We start from the raw sequence: 26,366 nt of genomic DNA, 5'->3' as shown, positions 1-26,366 counted from the left end.
GACGGACCCCGGAGGACACTCCGGGCGGGCCGTTCCAGCCTGTCGTGCGGGAGGCGGAACGCCGACCGGACCGGGCGTCACGGGGAGCGGAACAGCGGGACGGCGGGAGCGACCGGAACGGGCACGAGCGATCGCCGTCGAACAGAGAGAAGCCGGTCACCGTCGCGGAGGCGGAGGGTGGGAGGTGGCCCGGAACCGGGACCCGCGCCCTTCGCGCCCGATTACGTGAAATGACGAGAACTTTGTCCGCTTTGGCGGCGGCGAGGACATCCTTGAACGAGAAAGAGGCCGCCGATATGTGCTCGGGGGTACACACATCGACGACCTCTACCGTTCAATCGGCGTTCCTTACGCGGGCGTTACAGGGTCTCTGAGATATTTTTGGCCACTTCTGGGAGCGACGGTAAAGTTGGAGCTCCAAATCGGAGCCATTACCCTGCGTTGTGCATTGAATACGACAGGATGGGACAACGCCCCAGACCCCCAGGGATGGACACGTGGCAAGCTCCGATCCTGTCTACCTGCGCGTCGTCGCCGACATCCGGCGTCAGATCGTCGACGGCTCCCTCTCCCCCGGCGCCCCGATCCCCTCGCGCGCCCAGCTGACCAGGAAGTACGGCGTGGGCGAGACGGCCGCCCGGCACGCGCTGCGCGTGCTCGTCGCCGAGGGCCTCATCGTCGGCCGCGTCGGCTCGGGTCACTACGTACGAGAACAGCCGGTGCTGCTCCCCCTGCACCGATGGCGTTTCCACGACCACCACGTCCCCTTCGGCGCCGACATACAGTCACAGGGCACCCGGGCCACCTGGGACTGGCGGGCCGAGCCCGCCGGCGCCACCCCCGACATCGCCCACCGCCTCCGGCTGGACGAGTCGGCCCCGGTCACCCGCACCCGGTACGTCTTCCGCGGCGACGGCAAGCCGATCCAGCTCGCCACCTCCTACGAGCCCGCCGAGTTCGGCGAGACCGCGGAGGAGAGCCCCCGGAGCCTGATCGCCCGCCTGTCGGCCATCGGCGTCAAGGTCACCGAGATCGTCGAGCAGGTCTACACCCGCGTCCCGCAACCGGCCGAGAGCGACGCCCTCGCCCTGCCCGCGGGCGTCCAGGTCCTGCACGTCGAGCGCACCCACTGGGCCGGGGACCGTCCGGTGGAGACCAGCGACATCGTCATCCCCGGCGACCGCTTCCGCCTCGTCTACACCCATCCCCTGCACCCCTGACAGCCGGTCGCCACCCGGCCGGAATGTCGGCGCCATCTGGTAGAACCGACCTGGTTTCCCAAGCCGGAGGTGCCGATTGCGCGTCAAGGACATGCCCGCCAACGACCAGCCGCGCGAGCGCCTCCTGTCCGGCGGGGCGACCGCGCTCGCCGACCGGGAGCTGCTCGCCCTGCTGATCGGCTCCGGCAGCCGGGGCACCAACGCGATGGAGCTCGCCTCCCACCTGATCGCCCACTGCGGCGACCTGCACGGCCTGGCCCGCTCCGACGCCCACCGCCTGATGCGGGTGCCGGGCATCGGCCCCGCGAAGGCCGCCCGGGTCATCGCCGCCTTCCATCTCGTCCGGCAGGCGCAGGCGGAGCCCGAGCGCCGCCGCGTCACCTGCTCCGGCGACCTGGCCGCCGTGGCGGCCCCGCTCCTGCGTGGCCTCAGCCACGAGCGGGTGGTCGTCGTGGTGTGCGACCCGAGCGGCGCGGTGACCCGTAAGACGATCGTGAGCGAGGGCGGCAGCGACCACGCGCCCGCTCCGGTCCGCGAGATCATGAGCACCGTCCTCACCTCCGGTGGTTCCTCCTTCGGCCTCGCCCACAACCACCCCAGCGGCTCCCTCGACCCCAGCCCCGCGGACCTGGAGGTCACCGCCCGCCTGCGCGACGCCGCCGAGACCGTCGGCCTGCGCTTCCTCGACCACCTCGTCGTCACCGACACCGCCTGGCGCCGCGTCCCCTCATGACAGGGGGCCCGGCAGGTGAGTGTGGGAAGGGACGCCTGCCGGGCCGCTGTCCGGCGGTCCCGCACCGGTCCCCTCCGACCGATGCGGGACCGCCGCCCGACCTCCCCGGACGACATGGCCTCCTTCAGGGAGCTCGGGGGCTTTTCGTGGGCGCCGGTCCGGAGTCGTCCTCCTCCCGGCGCCCGATCGTCAGTGGGCGGCGCCCATCAGGAGCCGAAGCCACAACTCCTGTGTCCGCTTCGCGACCACCCAGGGCGACTCGTGCACGACCACTCCCTTTCTCGCCCGTTCCGTTCGCCGTACGAACATCAGCCCGCCCGCCTGACAGAGCTCGTAGAAGGTGGGAAGGCAGTCACAGGTGTGCTCCTTGATCCGCAACCGGTCGGCCCTCGGCCGCTCGGGCCTCCAGTCGATCGGCTCGTAACCCACCTGCAACGGCGCCACGTGATGCCCGTGATGCCGCCCACCCGGCACCCCGGCCACCACGAGGACTCCCATCCCCCACGTGCTCACCGGGACACCATAGTTCACTCAGCACCTAATGGTCTAGCACACCTATCTGCCCGTTCATCAAATGTCCGGTTCGCGGGTATACGTACCTTGTGGTCTATGATGCGGGCATGCTTGACCGCGAAGGCCCCGTCCCGGTCTACAAACAGGTCGCCGAAATGATCCGTGCGCGCATCGAGACAGGCGATCTCGGCCTCGGTGAGGCCGTGCCCAGCGAGACGGAACTCGAAGTCGAGTACGGCATCGCCAGGACGACGGCACGTCGAGTCGCGAGGGAATTGCGCGAGCAGGGCCTGGCGTACACGGTCCAGGGAGAAGGGACCTTCGTCGGGGAGCCCGGAACCCCACGGCCAGAGGACCAGATTCCCGTATATCAGCGGATCGCAGCCGATATACGGCGTCAGATTCAGGCAGGCGAGCTACGCCCGAACCGGCGAGTGCCCAGCGAGAAAGAACTCATGGAGAAGCACGGCGTCGCCAAGGCCACCGTGCGCCAGGCGATGGCGTTCTTGCGCGACCAGGGCTGGGTCTTCACCGTGTCATATCGCGGCACATACGTGACGCCCACCGAAGACTGGCCCGAAGTGGCAAAGTAGGAACTATGCCCACAAACCCATCCCTATAGGTTTAGCACTCGTATCGACTGGTTGAAGGTCGTCCCCCGATGCGGCACCTACGTGTTGCCGCCGGAAAAGTGGCCGACAACGCACACGCAAGGACACGGTTCCCCAGACCAGCGAACGAGTTACGGGTGAGGGCGGGAGCGGAGGGCTTCCAGGGCGCGGTCGGCGTGGGCCTCCATGGAGGTCTCGCTGTGGATCACTTCCAGGAGACTGCGGTCCACGTCGATGACGAAGGTCATCCGGCGGGTGAGGAAGGGGCCCACCGCGACGGTGCGGCGGGCGCCGAGGCGCCGGGCGACGGTGCCGTCGGGGTCGGAGAGCAGGGGATAACCCAGCTGGTTGGCCTGGGCGAACCTCGCCTGCCGGTCGACCTGGTCGCGGCTGATCCCGATCCTGGTCGCCCCCTCCGCGGCGAAGTCGGCCGCCAGGTCGCGGAAGTGGCAGCTCTCGGCCGTGCATCCGGAGGTCATGGCCGCCGGATAGAAGAAGAGCACCACCGGCCCCTTGGCCAGGAACTCACTGAGCCGCCGCCGCGTACCCGTCTCGTCGAGGAGCTCGAAGTCCTCGACCACATCTCCCACCGAGAGGCTCACGCCCACGAGTCATCTCCTTATGTCATCGGAGGATCTCCGCTCGCCCCTGGCCGTCGTGATCGGGCGAGAGTGGAAGTCGGAGTCCCAACCTCATTTCTAAGCGATTCACCGGCCGAGCGACAGGCCCACAACCGACCCCCCTGGAATATCCGTTCTTGTCCCTCGGAAACCCCACGAATCACCGCCGGCCCTCTCGGTAACCGGTCCGGCCCGATCGTTCTCGGTACACGTGCGGGTGCACGACGACGAGCGCGAGAAGCGTGAAGACCGGGGCGGCCACCCCGGCCCAGGGTGGCGCGAAACGCAGGAGCAGGGACGCGCAGAGGGCTCCGAGGACGAGGGCGACGACGATGGCGGCACGACGCCGGTTGTCGGTGGACCAGCCCGACGCCGAGGTCTCGAAGAGCGCGGTGAGGGTGCCCGTGACGAACGTGGCCGTGATGCCGGCGAGGTTGACCCGGCGGGCCGCCGCGGCCTGCATGCCCATGGCGCAGGATCCCGCCCCGATCAGCGCGAGGATCACGGCCGGGCCGGGTGCGCCCCCGGCGAGCGCCCAGCCGGCGAGAAAGGCGACCTGCAGGGCCAGGTCGGCCCACAGGAGCCTGACGGCGGCCAACGGCCACAACGTGTTCCCCTTGTGACGCCCGGGCATCGTGAAGCCGATGAGAAGCCCCGCGCAGAACCCCGCGCAGGCGAGTCCGGAACGCAGCGCGTGGAGCACCCAGTCCTCACGGCCGACGAGGGCGAAGAGGATGAGGTTCCCGGTCATGTTCGCGGTGAAGACACCGCCGAGCCCGAGGAAGGCGATCGCGTCCATCGCCCCCGCCGCCAGCGTCAGCAGCACGAGAGCGACATGACTTCGCCGCTGGACGGACCTCGTCTCGGGTGCTCGTACGGGAACGGGCTCATCACCGGAAGCGTGCGCGGGAGGTGGGCCGACGGGTGTCGAGGGGTCTTCGCCCTCAGGGCAAGTCATGGGATTGATCGGCCATCTGCCGTCCTCCGGGTCATGCGGTCGCGCGCATGATGCATTTTCCCAGCTCGGAGCGATTTCACCCGGCTTCTCACCTTCGAAGGCGGGTGGTGCGACGCTTCCTTCCAAATCGGCCTCATGCTCGCGGGGATCGTCCTATCTTCGTCGCATGCCCCGGATCGAGGAACGGATCAACACCGTCGAGCCCGACATCGCCGAGATCAAGAAGCATCTCAGCGCCATGAAGCGCTCGACCGACGCCATCGAGAAGAACATCGACGTCATGCGAGACAACATCGTCGGGCTCAAAGCCGGGCAGATCGAGATCCGCGATCTGCTCACCCGTGTCGTCGCGCGGCTGGAGAACGTGGCCTCGTAGCCCGTACGAGACCCGGACAGCAGCGAGCCCCGGCCCGGGAAGGCCGGGGCTTCCGTGTGCCACCGGCCAGGCGCTCAGAACACCGGGATGATGTCCTCGGGGGCGAGGAAGTCGACCTGGACGCCGTCGAGGTCGAGTTCGGGGATCGCGGGGAACTCGATGCCCCAGCGTTCGACGATGACGCGGATCCTGGCCATCGCCACTCGCCAGTTGTCCGCCTGTTCCTCGTACGAGAGCACGCCGAGACCCGCGTCGCGGGCGTGGTCCATCAGGACGCGGTGGTTGTGCAGGAAGTACGGGGGGAGCTCCCAGAAGCCGCCGGGCGGCTCCCAGAGGATCATCGAGAGGAAGACGAAGCCCGCGCGCAGCTGGCGGGTGATCAGGGAGCGGGTGTCGTCGGTGAGGCCAGGCCACTCGTTCTCCAGGATGGTCATGCAGATCTGGAGGTGGCGTGACTCGTCGCGGCCGATGCGGTGGAACATGTCGCCGAAGACGGGATGCCTGGTCCCGGTGGCCATGCCCCGGAACAGGGTGGAGGCGGCCATCTCCCCCATCATGAAGCTGGTGAACAGCACCGGCAGGCTGTATCTGCCGACGGCTCCGCTGTAGCCCGTCCAGTAGCGGCCACCGTTGTGGTACAGCCAGCCGATGTTGTTGTGGGCGGCCTTCTCCAGGTCGGTGGCGGGGGTCCAGTCGAGCGGCCCGCCCGGCCAGAGCCTGGCGATGGTGCGCTGGCAGCACTCCTCGTGGTTCATCTCGTCACGGGTGATCGAGAAGAAGCACTTCCTGACCGGGTCCTCCTCGTGCTTCTCGAACGCCTGGATGGTGGCGCGGGCGAATACGGCCGGGCCCGAGGCGTCGAAGTTGGCGAGGACCGAGAACCAGTACATGATCCCGAGGCGCTGCTCGTGGGTGAAGTCGCTCGGCCGCAGGTCCTCCCAGGGCAGGTCGGCCGGGTTCCAGACCGTCCGCTTGGACTTCTCGTAGATGGCGGCGAGTTTCCCGGTCTCGACCCGCCACTCCATGGGATAGATGTTCGGCTGCGGGATCTCGGGAGCGGGCCAGAAACCGCCCTCGGGAATCGTCAGGTCCGCCATGGCCACCCCCCTGTGACACCTTCGTTTCACATCTTGCGCCTGTATGTCATGTCTTTCAAGGACACCTCCGGATCCGGGGCGCAGAACGCGCCCCGCTCCAGGCCTCATCACGGGACATGCCCCGCTTCGGGATCCGGCACAGAACGCGCCCCACCTCAGGACCCGGCACAGGATCCGCCCCGGCCCCGAAGGCGTTCAGGAACGGGCCCGCTGCGTGAGGGCGACGCACGCGAGGACGGCCAGTGCCGCCGCGATCGTGACCGGGCCGAAGAGCTCGCCGAGCAGCAGCCAGGCCCACAGCAGCGTCAGCAGCGGCTGGGCAAGCTGGGTCTGCCCGGCGCGGGCGATGCCGCCCATGGCCAGGCCCGCGTACCAGGGGATGAAGCCGAGGAACATCGAGACCAGGCCGACGTACGCGAACCCGGCCAGGGAGGTGGCGGTGGGCCGCGGGTCGGTGGTGAGCGCGAGCGCGACGGTGATCGGCACGGTCAGCGGGGCGGCGAGGACGAGGGTGTGGGAGATCACCCGCCAGCCGGGGGTCTCGCGGGCCAGGCGCCCGCCCTCGGTGTAGCCGACCGCGGCCGACAGCAGCGCGCCGACGAGGAGCAGGTCGGCCCCGGTGACGTGGCCGCCGCCCATGCTGAGGGTGAACGCGGTGATCGACACGGCCCCGAGGCCGCAGGACACCCAGAACAGCGCCCTGGGCCACTCCCCCGCCCGCAGCACCGCGCAGGCGGCGGTGGCCGCGGGCAGCAGCCCGATCACCACGGCGGCGTGCGAGGTGGAGGCCCCGGCGTGCAGCGCCAGGCCGCTGAAGAGGGGGAAGCCGAACACCACGCCCGCCACGATGACGGCGTACGACCGCAGCCGGGACCTGGGCGGCAGCAGCGGCACCCTGGCCGCGAGCAGGAAGACGGCGGCCGCGACGGCGGCGACGGCGGCCCGGCCGACCGCGACCAGGTAGGGGTCGAAGCCCTCCATCGCGAAGACCGTCGCCGGGAACGACCCCGAGAACGCCAGCACGCCGAGCCCGGCCAGCAGGGTCCCCCGCCAGGCCCTGCCCGACGCCCCGGGCGGCACCGCGCCGGTCGGCCGCCGATCGTGGCGTGCCTCTCTCGGAGGCACCACACCGAGCGGCACCTCCACCGGCGAGACCGGCGAGGCTGACGAGACCAACGGGCCCGGTGAGACCGATGAGCCCGTACCCGCCGCTATCCGATTTGGTACGATAGCGCTACTCTTTTCAGTCATGAATGACGATAGCAGTATCGTCCGGCTCACCGCCACGCTCCGTGAGGAGGTGTCGCGGCTCCGTCCGGGCGACCGGCTGCCGTCGAGCCGGGAGCTGGTCCGGCTGCACAACGTGAGCCCGGTGACCGTGTCACGCGCGATCGGCAGGCTCGCCGCCGAGGGGCGGGTGATCACCAGGCCCGGCAGCGGCGCCTACGTGGCCCCGGCGATCACGCGGGGCGGCGACAGCGCCGACATGTCGTGGCAGACGGTGGCGCTCGGCGACAGGGTGGTGGACGACAGCGAGGTCAGCGGCCTGCTCACCGCCCCGCCCGAGGGGGTCATCCCGCTCACCGGCGGCTACCTCAACCCGGTCCTGCGCCCCTCCAGGGCCCTGTCGGCCGCCGCCTCCCGGGCGCTGCGCCGCCCCGACGTCTGGGCGATGCCGCCGCTGGCCGGCCTTCCCGAGCTGCGCAGGTGGTTCGCCCAGGAGCTGGGCGGCGACGTCACCCCCTCGGACGTGCTCATCGTCAGCGGCGGGCAGTCGGCGCTCATCCACGCCTTCCGCGCCCTCGCGGCCCCCGGCACCCCCGTGCTCGTCGAGACCCCCACCTACCCGGGCGCGCTCGCGGCGGCGCGGGCCACCGGGCTGCGCGCGACGGCCGTGCCCGTCGACCGCGACGGGGTGCGGCCCGAGCTGCTCGCGGAGGCGTTCGCCGTGACCGGCGCGCGGGTCTTCCTGTGCCAGCCGACCCTGCACAACCCCACCGGCGCGACCCTGTCCCTGGAACGGCGCGAGCAGGTGCTGGCGATCGCCCGCGCGGCCGGGGCGTTCGTGATCGAGGACGACTACGCCCGCTACTTCACCACCGCCCCCGTACCGCCGCCGCTGGTCGCGCTGGACGCCCACGGCACGGTCGTGCACATCAACTCGCTGACCAAGGTCCTGTCGCCGAGCCTGCGGGTCGCCGGGGTCGTCGCCCGGGGCCCCGCCGCGCGGCGCCTGAGGGCGAGCCAGCTCGTGGAGTCGTTCTTCGTGGCCAGGCCGCTCCAGGAGACGGCGCTGGAGTTCGTCGGCTCACCCGCCTGGCGGCGCCACCTGGCCACGCTGGGCACCGAGCTGGCGCTGCGCAGGGACACCCTCGCCGCCGCCCTGACCGCCCGGATGCCCGGCGCCGGGATCCACCTCGTCCCTCGCGGCGGCCTGCACCTGTGGGTACGGCTCCCCGAGGACCTGGACGAGGAGGCCGTGGTGGAGGCGGCCGGGAGGGCGGGCGCGCTGGTGAGTCCCGGGCGCATCTACTACCCCGCCGAGCCGCCGGGCCCGCGCATCAGGGTGACCCACTCGGCGGCCGTCCACACGGCCGAGCTGGTCGAGGGCGTCCGCAGGCTGGCGACGGCCCTGGATACCCGCTGACCGCCGGCCACGCCCGGGGTGGGCTCCCCGCGGCCCGGCGAAGGCCCTGGACAGCCCCCTGACCACCTGGTCGCCCTCGCGGGGGTTCGGGGGCGCCCCCTGCCTCCGAACCCCCCGCGAGGGCGGTCAGGTGGCCGCGAAGACCTCGTGGTGGGTGACCGTGAGCTCGCGCTCGACCAGGAAGCGGTCGTCCTCGTCGTAGAAGACGGCGCGCGACGGATCGTCCCCGGCGAAGGCGCCGATCGCCTCCCACGACTCCCAGAGCGAGGTCAGCAGGAACTCGGCCCGCTCCCCCACGTCCCGGCGGGTGAAGCACACCCCCCGGTTGCCCTCGGTCGAGGTGTAGCCGACGTATCCCGTGGCCAGCAGGTATCTCTCATAGGCGGCGGCGTCCTCGGCGCGGGTCCACCCTCTCCACACCCTCATGATCATGATCTCTCCTCCGGTACGACGCGCGCCCGCCGGTCTCCCTGAACGCGAGATAGGCCAGGTACCACATGACGACCTCCCTTGAAACACCACCTATGACCTTATGACGGTGTTGAAAGGAGCACAACCCCCTAATGGCGTACAGTGGTTGCGAAGAGGGAGAAGGTGAGCGACGACATGGGCAGCCCCTCCGAGCTGGTGATCGACTTCGTGAACACGTACGACGTCGAGGGGGAGACCGACTCGATCCCCTCCCCGGCCGCGCTGACCGCCTGGCTGGGCAGGCGGGAGCTGATCGGCCCGGGAGACGCGGCCGACGAGCGGGACCTGGCGGCGGCCGTCGATCTCCGCGAGGCCCTCCGCGAGGCCCTCCGCCACAACCACGACCGTCCCGGCAGCGGTGATCACGGCCCCGGGCCGTCGCGGCCCTTCGCCGATCTCCCGCTGCGCGTCGCGCTGACCCCCGCGGGTCCGGTGCTCGAACCGGTCGCGACGGGGGTGCCCGGCGGCCTGGCCGGGATCGTCGCCGCCGTGATGAGGGCCCATTCCGAGGGGATGTGGCCGCGCCTGAAGGTCTGCACCGAGAGCACCTGTCAGTGGGCGTTCGTCGACTCGTCCAAGAATCGTTCACGCTCGTGGTGTTCCATGAGGGTCTGCGGCAACCGCACGAAGACAAGGGCATATCGGGCTCGACGGCAGACGGAGCCGGGTTCACGTCATCTCTGAGTCGGATTCCCCGATACGGTGTAAGAGCCTGCCTCACGGATCCACCCGCCTGATGCCCGCTCGCGTGGCACGAGATCCACGAGACAGCGCGTTCCGAGGCGACGGCAGACGGCAGAGAAGGAGCGGGCCGAGATGGCAGACGTAGGCGTGCGGGCGGCTCGGCACGAGGATGTCGCCGCGGTGACGGGCACCCAGATCCGCGCGTGGAAGTACGGCTACCGGGACTTCCTTCCCGAAGGACCGCTGGAGCAGATGACCGGCCCGGCGGCCGAGAAGATGTGGCGCCAGCAGTGGGAGGACGCGATCACCTCGCCGCCCAGCCGCCGGCACCGCGTGCTGGTCGCCGTGGAGCAGGTCGTCCTCGACACCGACGCCTTCCCGGCGCTCGGTCCCGGCGGCATCGAGGCGATGGCCGCGCTGCAGGGCGCGGAGAAGGTCGCCGGCCTGGCCTCACACGCCCCGGCGGAGGACCCCGACCTCGACCCGACCACCGCCGGGGAGATGCTCACGTTCCTGATCGACCCCGACCACGTCCGGCGCGGACACGGCAGCCGGCTGCTGAACGCCACGGTCGACTACCTCCGTGACGACGGCTACCACACCATCGTGACCTGGGTCTTCGCCGACAACTACGCGGTGCTCGGCTTCCTGGAGTCCGCCGGGTGGGGCGCCGACGGGGCCGAGCGGGTCATCGACATGGGCCGTACGGTGCGGATGATCCGCCTGGCGACCGACATCAGCTAGAGCCGGAGAGGAACCTCGCACGCCCATGGCCACCCCGAGCCAGTGGATCGCCGGAGCACGTCCGCGCACCCTTCCCGCCGCCGTCGTCCCCGTGGCCGTCGGCACCGGAGTCGCGATCGGATACGGCGGAGGGGTGTGGTGGCGGGCCCTGCTCGCCCTGTTCGTGGCCCTCGCCCTCCAGGTGGGCGTCAACTACGCCAACGACTACAGCGACGGGGTGCGCGGCACCGACTCCGACCGGGTCGGCCCGATGCGCCTGGTCGGCTCACGCGCCGCCTCGCCCCGCCAGGTCCTCACCGCGGCCCTCGCCTGCTTCCTCGCCGCCGCGGTGGCCGGGCTGGTGCTCGTCGTGGTCACCGGGGCCTGGTGGCTGCTGCTGGTCGGCGCGCTGGCGATCGCCGCGGCCTGGTTCTACACCGGCGGCTCCAGCCCGTACGGCTACCGGGCGCTCGGCGAGGTCTCGGTCTTCGTGTTCTTCGGCCTGGTGGCGGTGGCGGGCACCACGTACGTCCAGCTCGAATACCTGCCCTGGCTCGCGGTGGCGGCGGCCGTCCCGGCTGGCCTGCTGGCCTGCGCGATGCTCGTGGTCAACAACCTGCGCGACATCGTCACCGACGGACCGGCGGGCAAGCGCACCATGGCCGTGGTGCTCGGCGACCACCGCACCCGCGTCCTCTACACCCTCTGCCTCGTCCTGCCCCTGGTGATCGCGCCGGTGCTGGCGCTGTGGCAGCCGTTCGCGGCACTGGCGCTGCTCGCCGCCCCGCTCGCCGTCGCCCCGGTGAAGGCCGTGCGGGCGGGCACGACCGGTCCCGCGCTCATCGCCACCCTCCAGCAGACGGGCCGCTTCCAGCTCGTGTACGGCCTGCTGCTCACCATCGGCCTCGCCCTCTGACACGCCCGCTCGGTGCTCAGCGGGAAACACCGGAGCGTTGGCGTCCCTGGATCGGGGCCGGAACACACGTCTCCGCGCCCCTTTGTCTCAGCGGCGCCGCGACCAGGCATGAGGGGTCCGCAGCCTGTCGTTGGAATAGTAGGGCAGGGCATCCGTCCCCACGGTCCGGAACGGTTCTCCTTCCGCGTCGATGACGGACCTGCCTCTCTTTCCGCCGCTCGCCCAGTCGACCACGAGCCGCCACCGGCAGTCGCAGGCGGCGGTCCTGCTCGTGAGGCGGAAGACCTCCGGATCGGAATCCGAGATCCGGAACGGGAAGTCGACCGCGGGGATCGGCGATCCCAGACTCTCCCCGGGCACCGGGGACACTCGCGGCCGTGGCCGGTCCAGATCGACGGCGAAAGACCTGGGAGTCATCCCGCCACCGCAGTCGCCTTTCCTTTCAACCGCGACGCCCTCCGGCTTCGCCCGTTTCACCATCTCGACGTGCAATGCCTCAAGGACGACAGCGGTGCCGCTGTTGCCCTGAAAAGTGATCACCAATTCGGTGTGCAGGCCATCCGGCGCGTTCTCGACCACCGACGCGGCGACTCCGTTGGCACTCCCGTCGGGTCGCGGAGGAAGCCTTGGGAGGACGAATTCCCTGCTCGCTCCCCCACAGGGGTCCTCAATGATCTTCGTTGTCCAGCTGAAGGGCACCGCGCCCGCCCTGTCCGCCACGGTGTCGACACCGGCGTTCAGAAGCGCCGTCACCCCCGTGACCGCGACTCCCGTGACGGCGGCTGTCACGATCCCTACCGCCCACTTCCGGGAGACGGCGAGTCTCGACCAGACGCCTTTCGCCGGAGAGCCGTGCGGGGGCCGCCGGACAGGACCGCGAAAGGAGGAGCGAGTCATGTTTGTTCCCTCTCATCGTCGTCAATGGAGGTTCCGTTCCAGAGGTACTGCCGAAAGGCATGGGTGTCCAGCGATATCGCCTTCGGGCACCGCCCGCCGCGCCGTCCGGCCACGTCGACCGGCCACGGTGAAAGAGATCACCGCGTCAGGAGATTCGCGAGGGTGTGCGCGAAGGACGCGCCCATCCCGTACGAGGACGTCAAACGACGGCCGAACCCCGCGAGCCCCGATCCGGCCGGGCTCCCGGACATCTCGGGTCTCACTCGGGACCGGAGTGCGAGATCATTTCCTCCACGATCCTGCGCATCACCACGCGGGGGGCGATCTCGATGCCCAGCTCGCGCTCGTGGCGCACCAGCTCGACCATCTCGGGACCCCACTCGGCGGGGTCGAGCACGGAGAAGCCGCGCCGGGCGTACCAGGGCGCGTTCCAGGACACGTCGCGGTAGGTCGTCAGCGTCACGGCGGCGAAGCCGGTCGAGGCCGCGTGCTCGCAGACGGCCGCCAGCAGGCTCCCACCGGCCCCCCTGCGCCCGTGGTCGGGGTGGACGGCGAGCTGGTCGAGGTGGACCTGCCCGTCGACCAGGCCGAACAGGGCGAACCCGATCGGCGGGTCGCCCGCGACGAGCACTCGGGAGGGGTCGTCGACCTCCTCGATCATCGTGGTCCCCGGCGGGAAGGTGATCCCGACCTGGGCGAAAACTCCGTCTGCCGCGAGCTCCACCGCCGCCAGCCCGGCCAGCTCCTCCGGCCGCGCCCGGCGAACCTCAGTCGAAGTCGAAGATGGAGTGCTTGTCATAGAACTGGAGGATATAGCGGCACCGCTCGCAGATCATCAGAGTCAACCGGTGCGAGGTGATGCCCCAGCGGCTGTCGAGCCTGCCCTGCTCCTGCTGGAACGCGGTGCCGTGACAGAGCGGGCAGGCGAGCTCCGAAGGTGTCATGGTCAGGCAACGAGCGGCGCCGGACCCGGGGTTCCGGAGACGGCCGTGGCAGCGGACCCGGCGGGGTGACACTTCGCTCTCCGGCGGAGTGACACCCGTGCCGTCGGCGGGCTCGGAGGGCTCACGCGCCGACCGCCGAACCGTCCTCAGCGCGGTGACACCGATACCGTCGGCGGCCCCGGAGGGATCACCCGCCGGCCGCCGAGCGGTCTCCGGCGCGGTGCGGCGGACCGGCTGGGTCACGCGCTAGAGGTCGAGAAGGTGCTCCAGGCCGACGGTGAGGCCGGGAAGCTCGCGCACCCGGCGCACGCCCAGGAGCACGCCCGGCGTGAACGACGAGCGGTTCATGGTGTCGTGGCGGATGGTGAGGATCTCGCCGTCGCCGCCCAGGATGACCTCCTGGTGGGCGATGAGCCCGGCCAGCCGCACCGCGTGCACGCGGACCCCGTCGACGTCGGCGCCGCGCGCCCCGTCGAGCTCCGTGCTGGTGGCGTCGGGCATCGGCGCCGCCCCCGCCTTGCGCCGCGCCTCGGCGACCAGCTCGGCCGTACGGCGGGCGGTGCCCGAGGGCGCGTCGGCCTTGTTGGGGTGGTGCAGCTCGACGATCTCGGCCGACTCGAAGTAACGGGCCGCCTGCTGGGCGAAGTGCATCATGAGCACGGCCGCGATGCCGAAGTTGGGGGCGATCAGCGCGTTGACGCCGGGGTTGGCGTCCAGCCAGCCCCGCACGGTCGCCAGGCGTCCCGCGTCGAAGCCGGTGGTGCCGACCACCGGGTGGATGCCGTGGGAGACACACCATTCGAGGTTGCCCATGACGACGTCGGGGTGGGTGAAGTCGACCACCACCTCGGCGCCTGCCAGCCCCTCGATCGGGTCGCCCTGGTCGACGGCCGCGACCAGCTCCAGATCGTCCGCCGCCTCGACGGCCCTGCACACTTCGACACCGACGCGCCCTCGGGCGCCGAGAACTCCAACCCTGATCACGGGCCCAAGGCTATACCGAAGGGCCCCGGGACGACGGACGGCCCCGGCGTGGGAACGCCGGGGCCGCTCGTACAGGAGCCGTGCGGGACCGTCAGCCGGTGACGACCGCGCTGAAGTCCCGGTCCTCCTCGTAGGGGCCGATGACCGCGAGGGACATCGGGCGGGTGAGGACGTCCTGGGCCACCTCGGCGATCTGCTCCGGGGTCACCGCGTCGATCCTGCCGAGCAGGTCGTCGACCGAGAGCAGCTCGTCGAAGACCAGGTCGCCCTTGCCGATCCTGGACATCCGGGAACCGGTGTCCTCCAGGCCGAGCACGAGGCCGCCGCGCATCTGGCCCTTGCCGCGGACGATCTCCTCCTCGGTGATGCCGTCGGCGACCACGCGGAGCACCTCCTCGCGACAGATCTTCAGCACGTCGTCGATCTTCGCCGGCAGGCAGCCGACGTAGATGCCGAACTGGCCGGTGTCGGCGAGGGCGGAGGTGTAGGAGTAGGCCGAGTAGGCGAGGCCCCTCTTCTCCCTGATCTCCTGGAACAGCCGCGAGGACATGCCGCCGCCCAGCGCCGCGTTGAGCACGCCGAGCGCGAAGCGGCGCTCGTCGGTGCGGGTCAGCGCGGTCGTGCCGAGGACCAGATTGGCCTGCTCGGTCGGCCGGTGCACCACCCGCGTGCCGGAGCGGAGCTCGACGCCGGGTCCCGACACGCGCGGGGGCACCGGCGAGGCGTCCCCGCCCAGGGCCCCGGCCCGCTCGTAGGCCGCGGCGACCAGCGCCACCACCTGCTCGTGGTCGACGTTGCCCGCCACCGACACCACGGTGTGGGTGGGCAGGTAGTAGCGCCGGTAGTACTCGGCGATCCGGTCGCGGCTCACCGCGGTGATCGAGTCGACCGTGCCGAGGATCGGCCTGCCGACCGGCGTGTCACCGTACAGCTCGGCGGAGAACTGCTCGTGCACCACGTCCGAGGGATCGTCGTCGTGCATGGCGATCTCCTCCAGGATCACGCCACGCTCGGCCTCGACGTCCTCCTCGCTGATGAGCGAGGAGGTCACCACGTCGGCGAGCACGTCGATCGCCACCCGCAGGTCCTCGTCGAGGACCCGCGCGTAGTAGCAGGTGTACTCCTTGGCGGTGAACGCGTTGATCTCGCCGCCGATGCCCTCGATGGCCGCGGAGATCTCCAGGGCGTCCCGCGTGGGCGTGCCCTTGAACAGCAGGTGCTCGAGGAAGTGGGAGGAGCCCATGTACTGGGGGGACTCGTCTCTCGATCCGATGCCGACCCACATGCCGACCGCGACGGAACGCACGGTCGGCATGGACTCGGTCACCACCCGGAGCCCACCGGGAAGGACGGTGCGCTTCACGACCCCGGCGCCGTCCTTGCCGGGGTGCAGAGTGGTGGTGATCACGAGTTGCGGTCTTCCCCTCCGCCGCCACCACGGTTGCCGCCGCCACCGCTGTTGCTGCTGCGGGTGCGGGTGCGGCGGGGCCGCTCCTCGCGGGGCCGCTCGTCGGCGGACGCCTCGGCGGCCGGGGCGGCCGACGCCTCGGTGTCGCCGGACTCGGCCTTGGCCGCGGCCTCCTTCTCGATGACCTCGACGGGCACCAGGGAGAGCTTGCCGCGCGAGTCGATCTCGGCGATCTCCACCTGGACCTTCTCGCCGACGTTCATGACGTCCTCGACGTTCTCGATGCGCTTGCCGCCGTGCAGCTTGCGGATCTGGGAGACGTGCAGGAGGCCGTCCTTGCCCGGCATGAGGGAGATGAAGGCGCCGAAGGCGGCGATCTTGACGACCGTGCCCAGGTAGCGCTCGCCGACCTCCGGCATGTGCGGGTTCGCGATGGCGTTGATCGCCGACCGGGCCGCCTCGGCGGACGGGCCGTCGGTGGCGCCGATGTAGATGGTTCCGTCGTCTTCCAGGGTGATCTCGGCGCCGGTGTCGTCCTGGATCTGGTTGATCATCTTGCCCTTCGGGCCGATGACCTCTCCGATCTTGTCCACCGGGATCTTGATCGTGATGATGCGCGGGGCCGTCGCGTTCATCTCCGCCGGGGAGTCGATGGCCTCCTGCATCACGTCGATGATCGCGAGGCGGGCGCCCTTCGCCTGCCGCAGCGCGGCCGACAGCACGGAGGCCGGGATGCCGTCCAGCTTGGTGTCGAGCTGGAGGGCGGTGATGACGTCCTTGGTGCCGGCGACCTTGAAGTCCATGTCGCCCATGGCGTCCTCGGCACCGAGGATGTCGGTCAGCGTGACGTACTGGTCGCCCTCGTTGATGAGGCCCATCGCGATGCCCGCGACGATGCCCTTCAGCGGGACACCCGCGTCGAGCAGCGCCATCGTCGAGGCGCAGACCGAGCCCATGGAGGTCGAGCCGTTGGAGCTCAGCGCCTCGGAGACCTGGCGGATCGCGTACGGGAACTCCTCGCGCGCCGGCAGCACCGGCAGGAGCGCCCGCTCGGCGAGCGCGCCGTGACCGATCTCGCGCCGCTTGGGCGAGCCCACCCGGCCGGTCTCACCGGTGGAGTAGGGCGGGAAGTTGTAGTTGTGCATGTAGCGCTTGGTGCGCTCGGGGTTGAGCGTGTCGATCATCTGCTCCATGCGGAGCATGTTGAGCGTGGTGATGCCCAGGATCTGGGTCTCGCCGCGCTCGAACAGCGCCGAGCCGTGCACCCGGGGCACGATGTGGACCTCGGCGCTGAGCTGCCGGATGTCCTTGACGCCGCGGCCGTCGATGCGGACGCCCTCGGCGATGACGCGCTCGCGCATGAGCTTCTTGGTCAGCGACCGGAACGCGGCGCCGATCTCCTTCTCGCGGCCCTCGAAGTCGGGGCCGACCTTCTCCAGCACCAGGGCCTTGACCCGGTCGAGCTCGGCCTCGCGCTCCTGCTTGCCGGCGATGGTCAGCGCGGCGGCGAGCTCGCTGCGCACCGAGCCGGTCACGGCCTCCAGGACGTCGTCCTGGTAGTCGAGGAACAGCGGGTACTCGGCGGTCTCCTTGGCGGCGACCTTCGCGACCTTGGCCTGCGCCTCGCACAGCACCTTGATGAACGGCTTGGCGGCCTCGAGGCCCTGGGCCACGGTCTCCTCGGTCGGCGCCACGGCACCCTCGGCGACCAGCTTGAGCGTGTCGCGGGTGGACTCGGCCTCGACCATCATGATCGCGACATCGCCGTCGGCGAGGACGCGGCCCGCGACCACCATGTCGAAGGTGGCGCTGGCCAGCTCGGTGTTGGTCGGGAAGGCGACCCACTGGCCCTCGATCAGCGCGACGCGGACGCCGCCGATCGGGCCGGAGAACGGCAGCCCGGCGAGCTGGGTGGAGAGGGACGCGGCGTTGATCGCCACGACGTCGTACAGGTGCTCGGGGTGGAGCGCCATGACGGTGGCGACCACCTGGATCTCGTTGCGCAGGCCCTTGACGAACGAGGGGCGCAGCGGCCGGTCGATCAGGCGGCAGGTGAGGATGGCGTCCTCGGAGGGACGGCCCTCACGCCGGAAGAACGAGCCGGGAATGCGGCCCGCGGCGTACATTCGCTCCTCGACGTCCACCGTGAGGGGGAAGAAGTCGAGGTTCTCCTTGGGATTCTTGGACGCGGTGGTCGCGGAGAGGACCATCGTGTCGTCGTCGAGATAGACGACGGCGGAACCCGCCGCCTGGCGCGCGAGCCGCCCGGTCTCGAACCGGATGGTACGCGTGCCGAATGAGCCGTTGTCGATGACGGCTTCGCTGCTGTGGACACCCTCCACGGGGGACCTCCTTGTGGATCGGTCGCCCGCGTCCGGCCAGACGCACGTGTCGCGCCTGGTTCGTCGTGTTGCCGGCTCCCCGTAGGTGCAGCGCCGGTCTTCGATCGAAGCGCCCGGTTCCGTATGGCTTGTGCCAAGATGACCGGGGGCCACTACCGAGGACCGGCCCTCCGACGCCGTGGGGCGCGCTTGCTTGCGGACGCGGGGCACTGTCTCGGCTATTCAGTTTTGCTCACCGGGGCGGCGTCTTCGTGGCGCGACGCGCCGACACCACCCCGTATGAGATGAGGGAGCGGCGCGAACGCCACTCCCTCATGACACTATCGGCGCAGGCCGAGGCGCTCGATGAGCGAGCGGTAGCGCGCGATGTCCTTGCTCTGCAGGTACTTCAGCAGCCGGCGACGGCGGCCGACGAGCAGCAGCAGGCCACGACGGCTGTGGTGGTCGTGCTTGTGCACCTTCAGGTGCTCGGTGAGCTCGCTGATGCGCTTGCTGAGCAGCGCGATCTGCACCTCGGGGGAACCGGTGTCGGTCTCACCCTTGGCGTAGTCACCGATGATCTGCTTCTTTGCTGCGGTGTCGAGCGACACTTTTCTCCTTGAACCTCTGCGGGCACGCGCAATTCCGGCTCCCCGAACGACCGTGCGTGCCTACAGTCGCCGTGGCGAGATCAGCACCGGGATCATGAGACACCGGTTACAGAGCTGACATGCCAGGTTACCACCGGCTTCAACGCCCCCGCACATCCTACGAGAGCCCGGCGAGCCCCCGCGCGGGAACCCCTATGGGACCGGGGAGAACCGGGCCGGAGGGGTCGCGGGGCGCGAGGCCCGTGTGACCCGAGGGCCGGACGGGAACAGGCAAGGCCAGCCGGGATCAGGCGGGATCATGCGGGAGGGGTCAGCTCGTCAGGCGCCGCACCTCGTCCACGTCGGCGTGGATCTGCGCGACGAGCGCCTCGATCGAGTCGAACCTGGTGTTGCCGCGCAGCCTCGGCCCGAAGTCCACGGCCACGTGCGCGCCGTAGAGGTCGAGATCGTCGCGGTCGAGCGCGTACGCCTCGACCGTGCGGGGCACACCCTCGAAGGTCGGGTTGGTGCCCACCGAGATCGCCGCGGGCCAGCGCTCGCCGCCGTAGACGGCGGGCAGGTTCCCGGTCGGGACCCCCTGCAGCCAGCCGGCGTAGACGCCGTCGGCGGGGATCGCGGTGAACTCCGGCGACTCCAGGTTCGCCGTCGGGAAGCCGAGTTGCCGGCCGCGCTGGTAGCCGCGGACGACCACGCCCTCGACCCGGTGCGGGCGGCCGAGCGTCTGCGTGACCGCCTCCATGTCCCCGGCGGCGATCTGCTCGCGGATCAAAGTGGAGGAGATCGTCTCCCCGTCGCTGACCAGCGGGACCGCCTCGGCCACGAAGTCGTACTTCTCCCCGAGGGTGCGCAGCGTCTCCACGTCACCGGAGGCCTTGTGCCCGAAGCGGAAGTTCTCCCCCACCACGACCCCGGCGGCGTGCAGCCGGTCGACGAGCACGGTCTGCACGAACTCGTCCGGGCTCATCCGGGAGAACTCCAGCGTGAACGGCAGGACGCACACCGCGTCGACGCCCAGCCCCGCGAGGAGCTCGGTGCGGTGCCTGGCCGTCGTCAGCCTCGGCGGGTGCGTGCCGGGTCGCACGACCTCCTCCGGGTGCGGGTCGAAGGTCACCACCACCGAGGACACCCCGAGACGCGCGGCCATCTCGACGGCGCGGGCCACCATCTGCTGGTGCCCGCGGTGAACGCCGTCGAAGACGCCGATCGTGACGACGGACCTGCCCCAGTCTCCGGGCACGTCGTCCAATCCGTGCCAGCCTCGCACCGCAGCCTCTTCCCTCTTAGCGGATGAACTCCTAAAGCCTGCCATGCTCCGCGCCCTTCTCCCCAATCGGGGAGCCCCTTCGCGGCCCGCCACCGGCCACACGGCCCCTCGGGGAACGTCGAGGGACTCCGGGGAGCCTCACCGGGCGAACCGGACAGGCGGCGACAGACGATCTGTCAGGGGACGAAGACCGCCAGGGACTTGGCGATCTGGCCGTGCTCCTCCACCAGCGCCACCAGGGTGCCGTCGGGGCCGAACACCCCGATCGGCCCGCTTCCCAGGCCCAGCGCGGGCAGCCGCCCGCCGTGCGCGACCGAGGCCGCCTCCTCGGCGGTCACGTCCCGGCGGGGGAAGGCCGCCGCGACCGCGTCGGCCATCGGCAGGATCACGCACTCGGCGGCGAGCCGCTCCAGGGTGTGGGCCGCCGACAGGTCGTAGGGGCCCACCCGGGTACGGCGCAGGGCGGTCAGGTGGCCGCCGACCCCCAGATCGGCGCCCAGGTCGCGGGCGAGCGCGCGGATGTAGGTGCCGCTGGAGCAGGACACCGAGGCGTCGACGTCGACGAGGTCGCCGTGCCGGCGTACGGCGGTGATCTCGAAGCCCGACACGGTCACCGGACGGGCCTTGAGCTCGACCTCCTCGCCCGCCCTGGCCCGCTTGTAGGCCCGCTCGCCGTTCACCTTGATGGCGCTGACCTGCGGCGGGATCTGCATGATCGGGCCGGTCAGCGCGGCGACGCCCTTCCTGATCCCCTCCTCGGCGACCTCCGCCGCCGACACCGTGGCGATGATCTCGCCCTCGGCGTCGTCGGTGTTGGTGGACTGCCCCAGGCGGATCGTGGCGTCGTAGCCCTTCTCGGTGAGCGCGAGGTGGCCGAGCAGGCGGGTGGCCTTCTCGACGCCGACCACCAGCACGCCGGTGGCCATCGGGTCGAGGGTGCCCGCGTGGCCGACCTTGCGGGTGCCCGCGATGCCGCGGAGCTTGGCCACGACGTCGTGCGAGGTCCACTCGGCGGGCTTGTCGACGATGATCAGCCCGCTCGGCGGCGGGGTGCGCTTGGCGCGAGCCGTACTCAATTCTGGTCCTTACGAGCGGGCCGGCAAGGGTTCACACGTGCCGGGAAGGGTTCTACAGCAGTGCCCGGAGACTCTCGATCGTCTCCTCGATGGGCTGGTGGGAGGTGAAACCCGCCGCCTTGGCGTGCCCGCCGCCCCCCAGCGCGGCGCTGACGCGCGAGACGTCCACCCCGCCCTTGGAGCGCATGGAGACCTGCCAGACGCCGTCGTCGTCCTCCTTGAGGATGGTGGCGACGTCCGCCTGGTCGGTGCGCCGGATCACGTCGATCATCCCCTCGATCTCGTCGTACGGCAGCCCGTACGCGGCGCGGTCGGCGCGGGTGACGAACGTCCAGACCAGGCCGCCGCCCACCTCGGGCTCCAGGCGCACCCTGTCGAGGACGGCGCCGAGCACCTTCAGGTAGCCGAACGGGGAACGGTCCCACAGCTCCCGGGCGATCTTCTCGGGGTCGAGCCCGGTGGCCAGCAGCCGGGCGGCCATGGCGTGCGCGTCGGGGGTGGTGGAGGAGTGCCTGAAGGAGCCGGTGTCGGTGACGAGCCCGACGTACAGGCAGGTCGCGATGTCCTTGTCGACCGGCAGGCCGAGCCGGTGGATCAGCTCCTCGGCGAGCACGGCGGTGGCCGCGGCGCCGGGGTCGACCAGGTTGAGGGTGCCGAAGCCGGTGTTGGACGGGTGGTGGTCGAGCACGACCAGCTCGTGCGCCTTGGCCGTGTTGCCGGTCAGCACGCCGAGACGCCCGACGGTGGGAACGTCGAAGGTGACCATCACCTCGGGAGCGGCCGGGTAGTGCGCGGGATCGGCGAGCAGCTCCTGCCCCGGCAGGAAGCGCAGCAGCCTGGGCACCGTGAAGCGCCGGTCGCCGAAGGAGGCGGTGACCCGCTTGCCCGCCGCGCGCAGCGCGATCCCGACGCCCAGCATGGAGCCGAGCGCGTCGCCGTCGGGCGAGACGTGGCAGGCCAGCGCGATCTCGTCCGCGGCGGAGATGAGCTCGACGGCCCGGGCCCAGTCTTGACCGGACACCGGGCCCGCCGAGCCGTCGTCACGCAGGTCGGGCGTCACGTCGCGGAGTGTCCCGCGCGTTCCGAGGATTCGTCTTCCTCGTCCCCGGAGTCGTCGCCGTCTTCCCGGTCCTCGGGCTTGCGGTAGGGGTCGGCGTCCCCGGCGTGCGAGGCCCCCTCTGCCCGCTTGGCGATCTCCACGTCCCTGGCCTTCGCCTCGGCGAGCAGGTCCTCCAGGTGGCGGGCGGTGTCGGGGAGCGGGTCGTGGGTGAACGTCAGCGTCGGCGTGTGGCGCAGGCCCGTCTGGCGGCCCACCTCCGAGCGGATGAGCCCCTTGGCGCTCTCCAGGGCCACGGCGGAGTCGGCCCGCTCGGCCTCGGAGCCGAAAACGGTGTAGAACACCGTGGCCTCGCCCAGGTCGTTGGTGATGCGCGTGTCCGTCACGGTCACGAACCCCAGCCTGGGGTCCTTGATCCGGCGCTCCAGCATCTCCGCCACGATCTGCTGGATCCGATCGGCGATCTTGCGTGCGCGTGCGGCGTCCATAGCTCCCCCCTTCTCACGGGGAAGGCCGGTGGCGGTAGGGGTCCGCGACCGGCCGTCTCCGTATCTAGTCCTCGTCCTCGTTGTAGAGCCGGTGCCTGGCGGACAGCAGCTCGATCTCCGGGTGGAAGGCGATCAGTCGCTCGCAGTCGTCCAGCATCGCCCCGCAGTTGGCGGCGGTGGAGGAGACGACCGCGATCCCGATCTCGGTACGGCGGTGCAGATCGAGGTGGCCGGTCTCCGCGACGGCCACACCCGGGAACCGTCGCTGCACCTCGGCGACGATGGGACGCACCACCGAGCGCTTCTGCTTCAGCGAGTGGACGTCGCCGAGCAGGATGTCCAGTGTCAGGGCACCTACATACATAGTGGGTCACTCGCCACGGTCGTCACCGTGCCACGGGGCGCGGGCCCCGCCCACCGGCCGCGCCCCGAGGGGCACGGCCGGCGGAACGGTTCCTTCGCCTGTCGAGGCATCAGGCTCGCGGCTTCTCCCGCATCTCGAAGGTCTCGATGACGTCATCGATCTTGATGTCGCTGTAGCCGACACCGATACCGCACTCGAACCCTTCGCGGACCTCGGTCGCGTCGTCCTTGAAACGGCGCAGCGAGGAGACGGTGAGGTTGTCGGAGATGACGACCCCGCCGCGGATGATCCGGGCCTTGCTGTTTCGGACGATCGTGCCCGAGCGGACCAGGGCACCGGCGATGTTGCCGATCTTCGGCACCTTGAAGACCTCGCGGACTTCGGCGGTGCCCATCTGGACCTCTTCGAACTCCGGCTTGAGCATGCCCTTGAGGGCCGCCTCGATCTCCTCGATCGCCTGGTAGATGACCGAGTAGTAGCGGATGTCGACGCCCTCGCGCTCGGCCAGATCGCGCGCCCTGACCTCGGGACGCACGTTGAAGCCGATGATGACGGCGTTGTCGTCGGCGACCGCCAGGTTGACGTCGTACTCGGTGATCGCACCGACGGCGCGGTGGAGCACCCGCAGGCGCACCTCGTCGCCGACGTCGATCTTGAGCAGCGCGTCCTCCAGGGCCTCGACGGAACCGGAGACGTCACCCTTGATGATGAGCTTGAGCTCGTCGACCTGGCCCTTCTCCATCTCGCTGAAGAGCTCTTCGAGGGTGCGGCGGCGGCCGGACTTGGCCATGTCCGCGATGCGCTTGCGCGCGGCGCGCTGCTGGGCGATCTGGCGCGCCATCCGGTCGTCGGTGACGACGATGAAGTTGTCACCGGCCCCCGGCGTCGCGGTCAGGCCCAGGACCTGCACCGGACGGGACGGGTCGGCCTCCGGGATCGCCTCGCCCTTGTCGTCGAGCATCGCCCGGACGCGGCCGAAGGCCTCGCCACAGACGATCGAGTCGCCGACGCGGAGCGTGCCTCGCTGGACCAGCACGGTCGCGACCGGGCCGCGGCCCTTGTCGAGGTGCGCCTCGATGGCGACGCCCTGGGCGTCCATCGTGGCGTTCGCCCGCAGGTCGAGCTCGGCGTCCGCGGTGAGCAGGATGGCCTCGAGCAGCTGCTCGATGCCGATCCCGTTCTTGGCGGAGATGTCGACGAACATCGTGGTGCCGCCGTACTCCTCGGCGACCAGGCCGTACTCGGTGAGCTGGGCCCGGACCTTGCCCGGGTCGGCGCCCTCCTTGTCGACCTTGTTGACCGCGACGACGATCGGCACGTCGGCCGCCTGGGCGTGGTTGAGCGCCTCGACAGTCTGCGGCTTCACACCGTCGTCGGCCGCGACGACCAGGACGGCGATGTCGGTCACCTTGGCACCACGGGCACGCATGGCGGTGAACGCCTCGTGACCCGGGGTGTCGATGAAGGTGATCTTCCGGTCTTCGCCCTCGTGCACGGTGGCGATCTGGTAGGCACCGATGTGCTGGGTGATGCCACCGGCCTCCCGCGCCACCTCGTTGGTGTTGCGGATGGCGTCGAGCAGCTTGGTCTTACCGTGGTCGACGTGACCCATGACGGTCACCACCGGCGGGCGCGCGACCAGGTCGGACTCGTCGCCCTCGTCCTCGCCGAACTCGATGTCGAAGGTCTCCAGGAGCTCGCGGTCCTCCTCCTCCGGGCTGACCACAAGCAGGTTGTAGTCGAGCTCGGCGGCCAGAAGCTGGAGCGTCTCCTCGTTGACCGACTGCGTGGCGGTCACCATCTCGCCCAGGTGCAGCATGATCTGCACCAGGGACGCCGGGATCGCGCCGATCTTGTCGGCGAAGTCCGACAGGGAGGCGCCGCGCGACAGGCGGATCGTCTGCCCGTTGCCGCGGGGGGCCTGCACGCCGCCGATCGCCGGGGCCTGCATGTTGTCGAACTCTTGACGCCGCTGGCGCTTGGACTTGCGACCGCGGGTCGGGCGTCCTCCGGGACGGCCGAACGCGCCCGCGGTGCCTCCACCGCGACCACGGCCACCGCCACCGGGACGACCGGCGAAACCGCCGCCACCGCCACCGGGACCACCGGTTCCGGTGCCGGGACGACCGGCGCCACCGCCGCCACCCGGGCGACCGGCGAAACCGCCGCCGCCACCGGGACGACCGCCGCCACCGCCGGGACGGCCCGCGCCCCCACCGTTGCCACCGGCACCCGCACCGCCGCCGGGACGGCCCGCGGTGCCACCGCCGCCGGGACCGGCGGGCCGGCCCTGGGGCATCATCATCGGGCTGGGACGCGGACCACCGGGACGCGGGCCGCCGGGGCCACCCGCACCGCCACCGGGACGCGGGCCACCGGCGCCGGGACCCGGACGCGGGCCACCCGATCCGGGCGGGCCGGAACGGGCGCCGGGCGGACGGGGACCGGCGTTGTCGCGGTCCTGACGAGGACCGCGGTCCTCGCGGGGACCGGGACGCGGCCCCCTGTCGCCGGGACCGCCGTCACGGCCGGGGCCACCGGGACCACCGGGGCCGCCGGGACGCGGCGGACGGGCCTGGCCCATGCCGCTGGCGTTCGACGAGAACGGGTTGTTGCCGGGGCGCGGGCCACGAGGACCCGGACGCGGACCGGGCTTGGGCGCACCGGCGCCGGGGGCACCGGCACCGGGCCTGGGGCCCGAAGGCGCTCCGCCCGGACCGCCCGCGGGACGACCGCCCTCGGGACGCGCCTCGGGGCGCTGGGCGGGACCCGGACGCGGGGCGGGCCTGGGACCCGGCTTGGGGCCGGGGCCGGAGGCCGCCGGGCGGCCGCTGTCGGTGCGGGGTGCCTCGAACCGCGGGGCCTGCACCTGCGGCGGCTGCTGACGCGGCGGCTGCGGGGGCTGGACCGGCGGAGCCGGGGGGACGACCGGCGGGGCGGCCTGCGGCGCGGGAGCCGCGGGACGAGCCGGTGCGGGCCCCGGACGAGGACCCGGCCTGGGGGCCGGTCCCGGCTTGGGGATGGATGTCGACGCCGCTGGGGCGCCGTTTGGCTGGCCGTCTCCCGGCCGAGGGGCCGCCTGAGGCGGCCTGGGGCCTCTGCCCCTGTCGGACGAGCCCTTACTGGGGCCGCCCAAAGCTTCCGTGAGCCTGCGGACTACCGGTGCTTCGATAGTCGAGGACGCCGAACGCACGAACTCGCCCATCTCCTGGAGCTTGGCCATGACGACCTTGCTCTCCACACCGAACTCCTTGGCGAGCTCGTATACCCGGACCTTCGCCACTGCACTCCCTTGTCTCGGCCCGGGAGGCGGTGCCGCCGGACCGTCGTTACGTTGACGTACTCATCGCCGCATGCTCATCAGGCGCTCATAGCTATCTGAC

Annotated in this window: 27 protein-coding genes; 8 read left to right on the top strand and 19 right to left on the bottom strand. The window is 71.0% G+C overall.

All coding sequences use genetic code 11. From position 1 onward, the window contains the following. The first annotated feature begins 497 nt into the window (after positions 1 to 497). Both ACFFRH_RS20420 and ACFFRH_RS20415 read left to right on the top strand, forming a co-directional pair. Positions 498 to 1,220 carry a GntR family transcriptional regulator gene (locus tag ACFFRH_RS20420; RefSeq protein ID WP_344745486.1) on the top strand — a complete coding sequence of 241 codons (723 nt, stop codon included), beginning with the start codon at positions 498 to 500 and terminating at the stop codon, positions 1,218 to 1,220. Positions 1,221 to 1,296: 76 nt separating this feature from the next. Continuing rightward, positions 1,297 to 1,953, top strand: coding sequence for a JAB domain-containing protein (locus ACFFRH_RS20415; RefSeq protein WP_344745485.1), 657 nt, complete (start codon positions 1,297 to 1,299; stop codon positions 1,951 to 1,953). A gap of 189 nt (positions 1,954 to 2,142) precedes the next feature. Here the strand turns inward: ACFFRH_RS20415 and ACFFRH_RS20410 are convergent, their stop codons facing one another. After that, positions 2,143 to 2,466 (bottom strand): hypothetical protein, encoded by a 324-nt coding sequence (locus tag ACFFRH_RS20410; protein ID WP_344745484.1) that lies wholly within the window; start codon positions 2,464 to 2,466, stop codon positions 2,143 to 2,145. 107 nt (positions 2,467 to 2,573) lie between these two features. Between ACFFRH_RS20410 and ACFFRH_RS20405 the strand changes: the two genes are divergently transcribed. Next, complete coding sequence (locus ACFFRH_RS20405) at positions 2,574 to 3,059, top strand: GntR family transcriptional regulator (RefSeq protein ID WP_344745483.1); 486 nt, start codon at positions 2,574 to 2,576, stop codon at positions 3,057 to 3,059. Positions 3,060 to 3,208: 149 nt separating this feature from the next. Here ACFFRH_RS20405 and ACFFRH_RS20400 read toward each other — a convergent pair whose 3' ends face one another. Both ACFFRH_RS20400 and ACFFRH_RS20395 read right to left on the bottom strand, forming a co-directional pair. Further along, the gene (locus tag ACFFRH_RS20400; RefSeq protein ID WP_344745482.1) at positions 3,209 to 3,685 is read right to left on the bottom strand and encodes a peroxiredoxin; all 477 of its coding nucleotides are present in this window, start codon (positions 3,683 to 3,685) and stop codon (positions 3,209 to 3,211) included. A gap of 172 nt (positions 3,686 to 3,857) precedes the next feature. Further along, positions 3,858 to 4,523 (bottom strand): YoaK family protein, encoded by a 666-nt coding sequence (locus ACFFRH_RS20395; protein WP_344745481.1) that lies wholly within the window; start codon positions 4,521 to 4,523, stop codon positions 3,858 to 3,860. 298 nt (positions 4,524 to 4,821) lie between these two features. Here ACFFRH_RS20395 and ACFFRH_RS20390 point away from each other — a divergent pair, with 298 nt between their 5' ends. Next, positions 4,822 to 5,031: a hypothetical protein gene (locus ACFFRH_RS20390; protein ID WP_386158627.1), complete on the top strand. Its 210-nt coding sequence runs from the start codon at positions 4,822 to 4,824 to the stop codon at positions 5,029 to 5,031. Between the two features lie 74 nt (positions 5,032 to 5,105). On the opposite strand, the gene ACFFRH_RS20385 is transcribed toward ACFFRH_RS20390, so the two are convergent. Both ACFFRH_RS20385 and ACFFRH_RS20380 read right to left on the bottom strand, forming a co-directional pair. Further along, positions 5,106 to 6,128: a hypothetical protein gene (locus ACFFRH_RS20385; RefSeq protein ID WP_344745479.1), complete on the bottom strand. Its 1,023-nt coding sequence runs from the start codon at positions 6,126 to 6,128 to the stop codon at positions 5,106 to 5,108. 195 nt (positions 6,129 to 6,323) lie between these two features. After that, complete coding sequence (locus tag ACFFRH_RS20380; protein WP_386158624.1) at positions 6,324 to 7,256, bottom strand: DMT family transporter; 933 nt, start codon at positions 7,254 to 7,256, stop codon at positions 6,324 to 6,326. Positions 7,257 to 7,377: 121 nt separating this feature from the next. Between ACFFRH_RS20380 and ACFFRH_RS20375 the strand changes: the two genes are divergently transcribed. After that, positions 7,378 to 8,775, top strand: coding sequence for an aminotransferase-like domain-containing protein (locus tag ACFFRH_RS20375; RefSeq protein ID WP_344745476.1), 1,398 nt, complete (start codon positions 7,378 to 7,380; stop codon positions 8,773 to 8,775). A 126-nt stretch (positions 8,776 to 8,901) separates the two neighbouring features. Here ACFFRH_RS20375 and ACFFRH_RS20370 read toward each other — a convergent pair whose 3' ends face one another. After that, positions 8,902 to 9,207, bottom strand: coding sequence for a hypothetical protein (locus ACFFRH_RS20370; protein ID WP_344745475.1), 306 nt, complete (start codon positions 9,205 to 9,207; stop codon positions 8,902 to 8,904). A 162-nt stretch (positions 9,208 to 9,369) separates the two neighbouring features. Here ACFFRH_RS20370 and ACFFRH_RS20365 point away from each other — a divergent pair, with 162 nt between their 5' ends. The 3 genes from ACFFRH_RS20365 (at position 9,370) to ACFFRH_RS20355 (ending at position 11,569) form a co-directional block, all read left to right on the top strand. After that, positions 9,370 to 9,930, top strand: a complete 561-nt coding sequence (locus ACFFRH_RS20365) for a CGNR zinc finger domain-containing protein (protein WP_344745473.1) — start codon at positions 9,370 to 9,372, stop codon at positions 9,928 to 9,930. Between the two features lie 132 nt (positions 9,931 to 10,062). After that, a complete protein-coding gene (locus ACFFRH_RS20360) occupies positions 10,063 to 10,674 on the top strand; it encodes a GNAT family N-acetyltransferase (RefSeq protein WP_362677609.1) in 612 nt (203 codons plus the stop codon). Between the two features lie 25 nt (positions 10,675 to 10,699). After that, a complete protein-coding gene (locus ACFFRH_RS20355) occupies positions 10,700 to 11,569 on the top strand; it encodes a 1,4-dihydroxy-2-naphthoate polyprenyltransferase (protein ID WP_344745470.1) in 870 nt (289 codons plus the stop codon). Between the two features lie 87 nt (positions 11,570 to 11,656). Here the strand turns inward: ACFFRH_RS20355 and ACFFRH_RS20350 are convergent, their stop codons facing one another. From ACFFRH_RS20350 to infB, 13 genes are all read right to left on the bottom strand, one after another. Beyond that, on the bottom strand, positions 11,657 to 12,358 hold the full coding sequence (locus ACFFRH_RS20350; protein WP_386158618.1) for a hypothetical protein: 702 nt from the start codon (positions 12,356 to 12,358) through the stop codon (positions 11,657 to 11,659). A 367-nt stretch (positions 12,359 to 12,725) separates the two neighbouring features. Then, positions 12,726 to 13,265, bottom strand: a complete 540-nt coding sequence (locus ACFFRH_RS20345; protein WP_386158615.1) for a GNAT family N-acetyltransferase — start codon at positions 13,263 to 13,265, stop codon at positions 12,726 to 12,728. Then, a complete protein-coding gene (locus ACFFRH_RS20340) occupies positions 13,234 to 13,410 on the bottom strand; it encodes a hypothetical protein (RefSeq protein ID WP_344745467.1) in 177 nt (58 codons plus the stop codon). The genes ACFFRH_RS20345 and ACFFRH_RS20340 overlap by 32 nt, the downstream gene beginning before the upstream one ends. 246 nt (positions 13,411 to 13,656) lie before the next feature. After that, positions 13,657 to 14,394, bottom strand: a complete 738-nt coding sequence (dapB, locus tag ACFFRH_RS20335; RefSeq protein ID WP_344745465.1) for a 4-hydroxy-tetrahydrodipicolinate reductase — start codon at positions 14,392 to 14,394, stop codon at positions 13,657 to 13,659. A 91-nt stretch (positions 14,395 to 14,485) separates the two neighbouring features. Continuing rightward, a complete protein-coding gene (locus ACFFRH_RS20330) occupies positions 14,486 to 15,799 on the bottom strand; it encodes a M16 family metallopeptidase (protein ID WP_344745506.1) in 1,314 nt (437 codons plus the stop codon). After that, positions 15,799 to 18,144 carry a polyribonucleotide nucleotidyltransferase gene (locus ACFFRH_RS20325; RefSeq protein ID WP_344745464.1) on the bottom strand — a complete coding sequence of 782 codons (2,346 nt, stop codon included), beginning with the start codon at positions 18,142 to 18,144 and terminating at the stop codon, positions 15,799 to 15,801. Before ACFFRH_RS20325 ends, ACFFRH_RS20330 begins: the two co-directional genes overlap by 1 nt. Before the next feature lie 320 nt (positions 18,145 to 18,464). Next, positions 18,465 to 18,734, bottom strand: coding sequence for a 30S ribosomal protein S15 (gene rpsO, locus ACFFRH_RS20320; protein ID WP_030904195.1), 270 nt, complete (start codon positions 18,732 to 18,734; stop codon positions 18,465 to 18,467). A gap of 310 nt (positions 18,735 to 19,044) precedes the next feature. Next, complete coding sequence (locus ACFFRH_RS20315) at positions 19,045 to 19,998, bottom strand: bifunctional riboflavin kinase/FAD synthetase (RefSeq protein ID WP_344745463.1); 954 nt, start codon at positions 19,996 to 19,998, stop codon at positions 19,045 to 19,047. Between the two features lie 176 nt (positions 19,999 to 20,174). Further along, a complete protein-coding gene (gene truB, locus ACFFRH_RS20310; protein WP_344745462.1) occupies positions 20,175 to 21,074 on the bottom strand; it encodes a tRNA pseudouridine(55) synthase TruB in 900 nt (299 codons plus the stop codon). Positions 21,075 to 21,126: 52 nt separating this feature from the next. Continuing rightward, complete coding sequence (locus ACFFRH_RS20305; protein WP_386158609.1) at positions 21,127 to 22,134, bottom strand: DHH family phosphoesterase; 1,008 nt, start codon at positions 22,132 to 22,134, stop codon at positions 21,127 to 21,129. Then, positions 22,131 to 22,619, bottom strand: coding sequence for a 30S ribosome-binding factor RbfA (rbfA, locus tag ACFFRH_RS20300; protein WP_344745459.1), 489 nt, complete (start codon positions 22,617 to 22,619; stop codon positions 22,131 to 22,133). Before rbfA ends, ACFFRH_RS20305 begins: the two co-directional genes overlap by 4 nt. Before the next feature lie 64 nt (positions 22,620 to 22,683). Further along, positions 22,684 to 22,983, bottom strand: a complete 300-nt coding sequence (locus tag ACFFRH_RS20295) for a DUF503 domain-containing protein (RefSeq protein WP_344745458.1) — start codon at positions 22,981 to 22,983, stop codon at positions 22,684 to 22,686. A gap of 109 nt (positions 22,984 to 23,092) precedes the next feature. Next, a complete protein-coding gene (gene infB / locus ACFFRH_RS20290) occupies positions 23,093 to 26,266 on the bottom strand; it encodes a translation initiation factor IF-2 (protein WP_386158605.1) in 3,174 nt (1,057 codons plus the stop codon). Positions 26,267 to 26,366: the final 100 nt, after the last annotated feature.

This window comes from Streptosporangium vulgare (genome assembly GCF_042428775.1).
GTDB classification, from domain to species: domain Bacteria; phylum Actinomycetota; class Actinomycetes; order Streptosporangiales; family Streptosporangiaceae; genus Streptosporangium; species Streptosporangium vulgare.
The sequence above is the reverse complement of the archived record's forward strand: the minus strand, read 5'-3'. Positions and strand labels throughout refer to the sequence as shown.

Excerpts from the sequence above, each read along its gene's own strand:
- ACFFRH_RS20345 (WP_386158615.1), bottom strand. The coding sequence starts at position 13,265 with ATGACAAGCACTCCATCTTCGACTTCGACTGAGGTTCGCCGGGCGCGG.
- rbfA (WP_344745459.1), bottom strand. The coding sequence starts at position 22,619 with ATGGACGCCGCACGCGCACGCAAGATCGCCGATCGGATCCAGCAGATC.
- ACFFRH_RS20355 (WP_344745470.1), top strand. The coding sequence starts at position 10,700 with ATGGCCACCCCGAGCCAGTGGATCGCCGGAGCACGTCCGCGCACCCTT.
- ACFFRH_RS20360 (WP_362677609.1), top strand. The coding sequence starts at position 10,063 with ATGGCAGACGTAGGCGTGCGGGCGGCTCGGCACGAGGATGTCGCCGCG.
- ACFFRH_RS20375 (WP_344745476.1), top strand. The coding sequence starts at position 7,378 with ATGAATGACGATAGCAGTATCGTCCGGCTCACCGCCACGCTCCGTGAG.
- ACFFRH_RS20340 (WP_344745467.1), bottom strand. The coding sequence starts at position 13,410 with ATGACACCTTCGGAGCTCGCCTGCCCGCTCTGTCACGGCACCGCGTTC.
- ACFFRH_RS20385 (WP_344745479.1), bottom strand. The coding sequence starts at position 6,128 with ATGGCGGACCTGACGATTCCCGAGGGCGGTTTCTGGCCCGCTCCCGAG.
- ACFFRH_RS20370 (WP_344745475.1), bottom strand. The coding sequence starts at position 9,207 with ATGATCATGAGGGTGTGGAGAGGGTGGACCCGCGCCGAGGACGCCGCC.
- ACFFRH_RS20405 (WP_344745483.1), top strand. The coding sequence starts at position 2,574 with ATGCTTGACCGCGAAGGCCCCGTCCCGGTCTACAAACAGGTCGCCGAA.
- ACFFRH_RS20390 (WP_386158627.1), top strand. The coding sequence starts at position 4,822 with ATGCCCCGGATCGAGGAACGGATCAACACCGTCGAGCCCGACATCGCC.
- ACFFRH_RS20295 (WP_344745458.1), bottom strand. The coding sequence starts at position 22,983 with ATGTATGTAGGTGCCCTGACACTGGACATCCTGCTCGGCGACGTCCAC.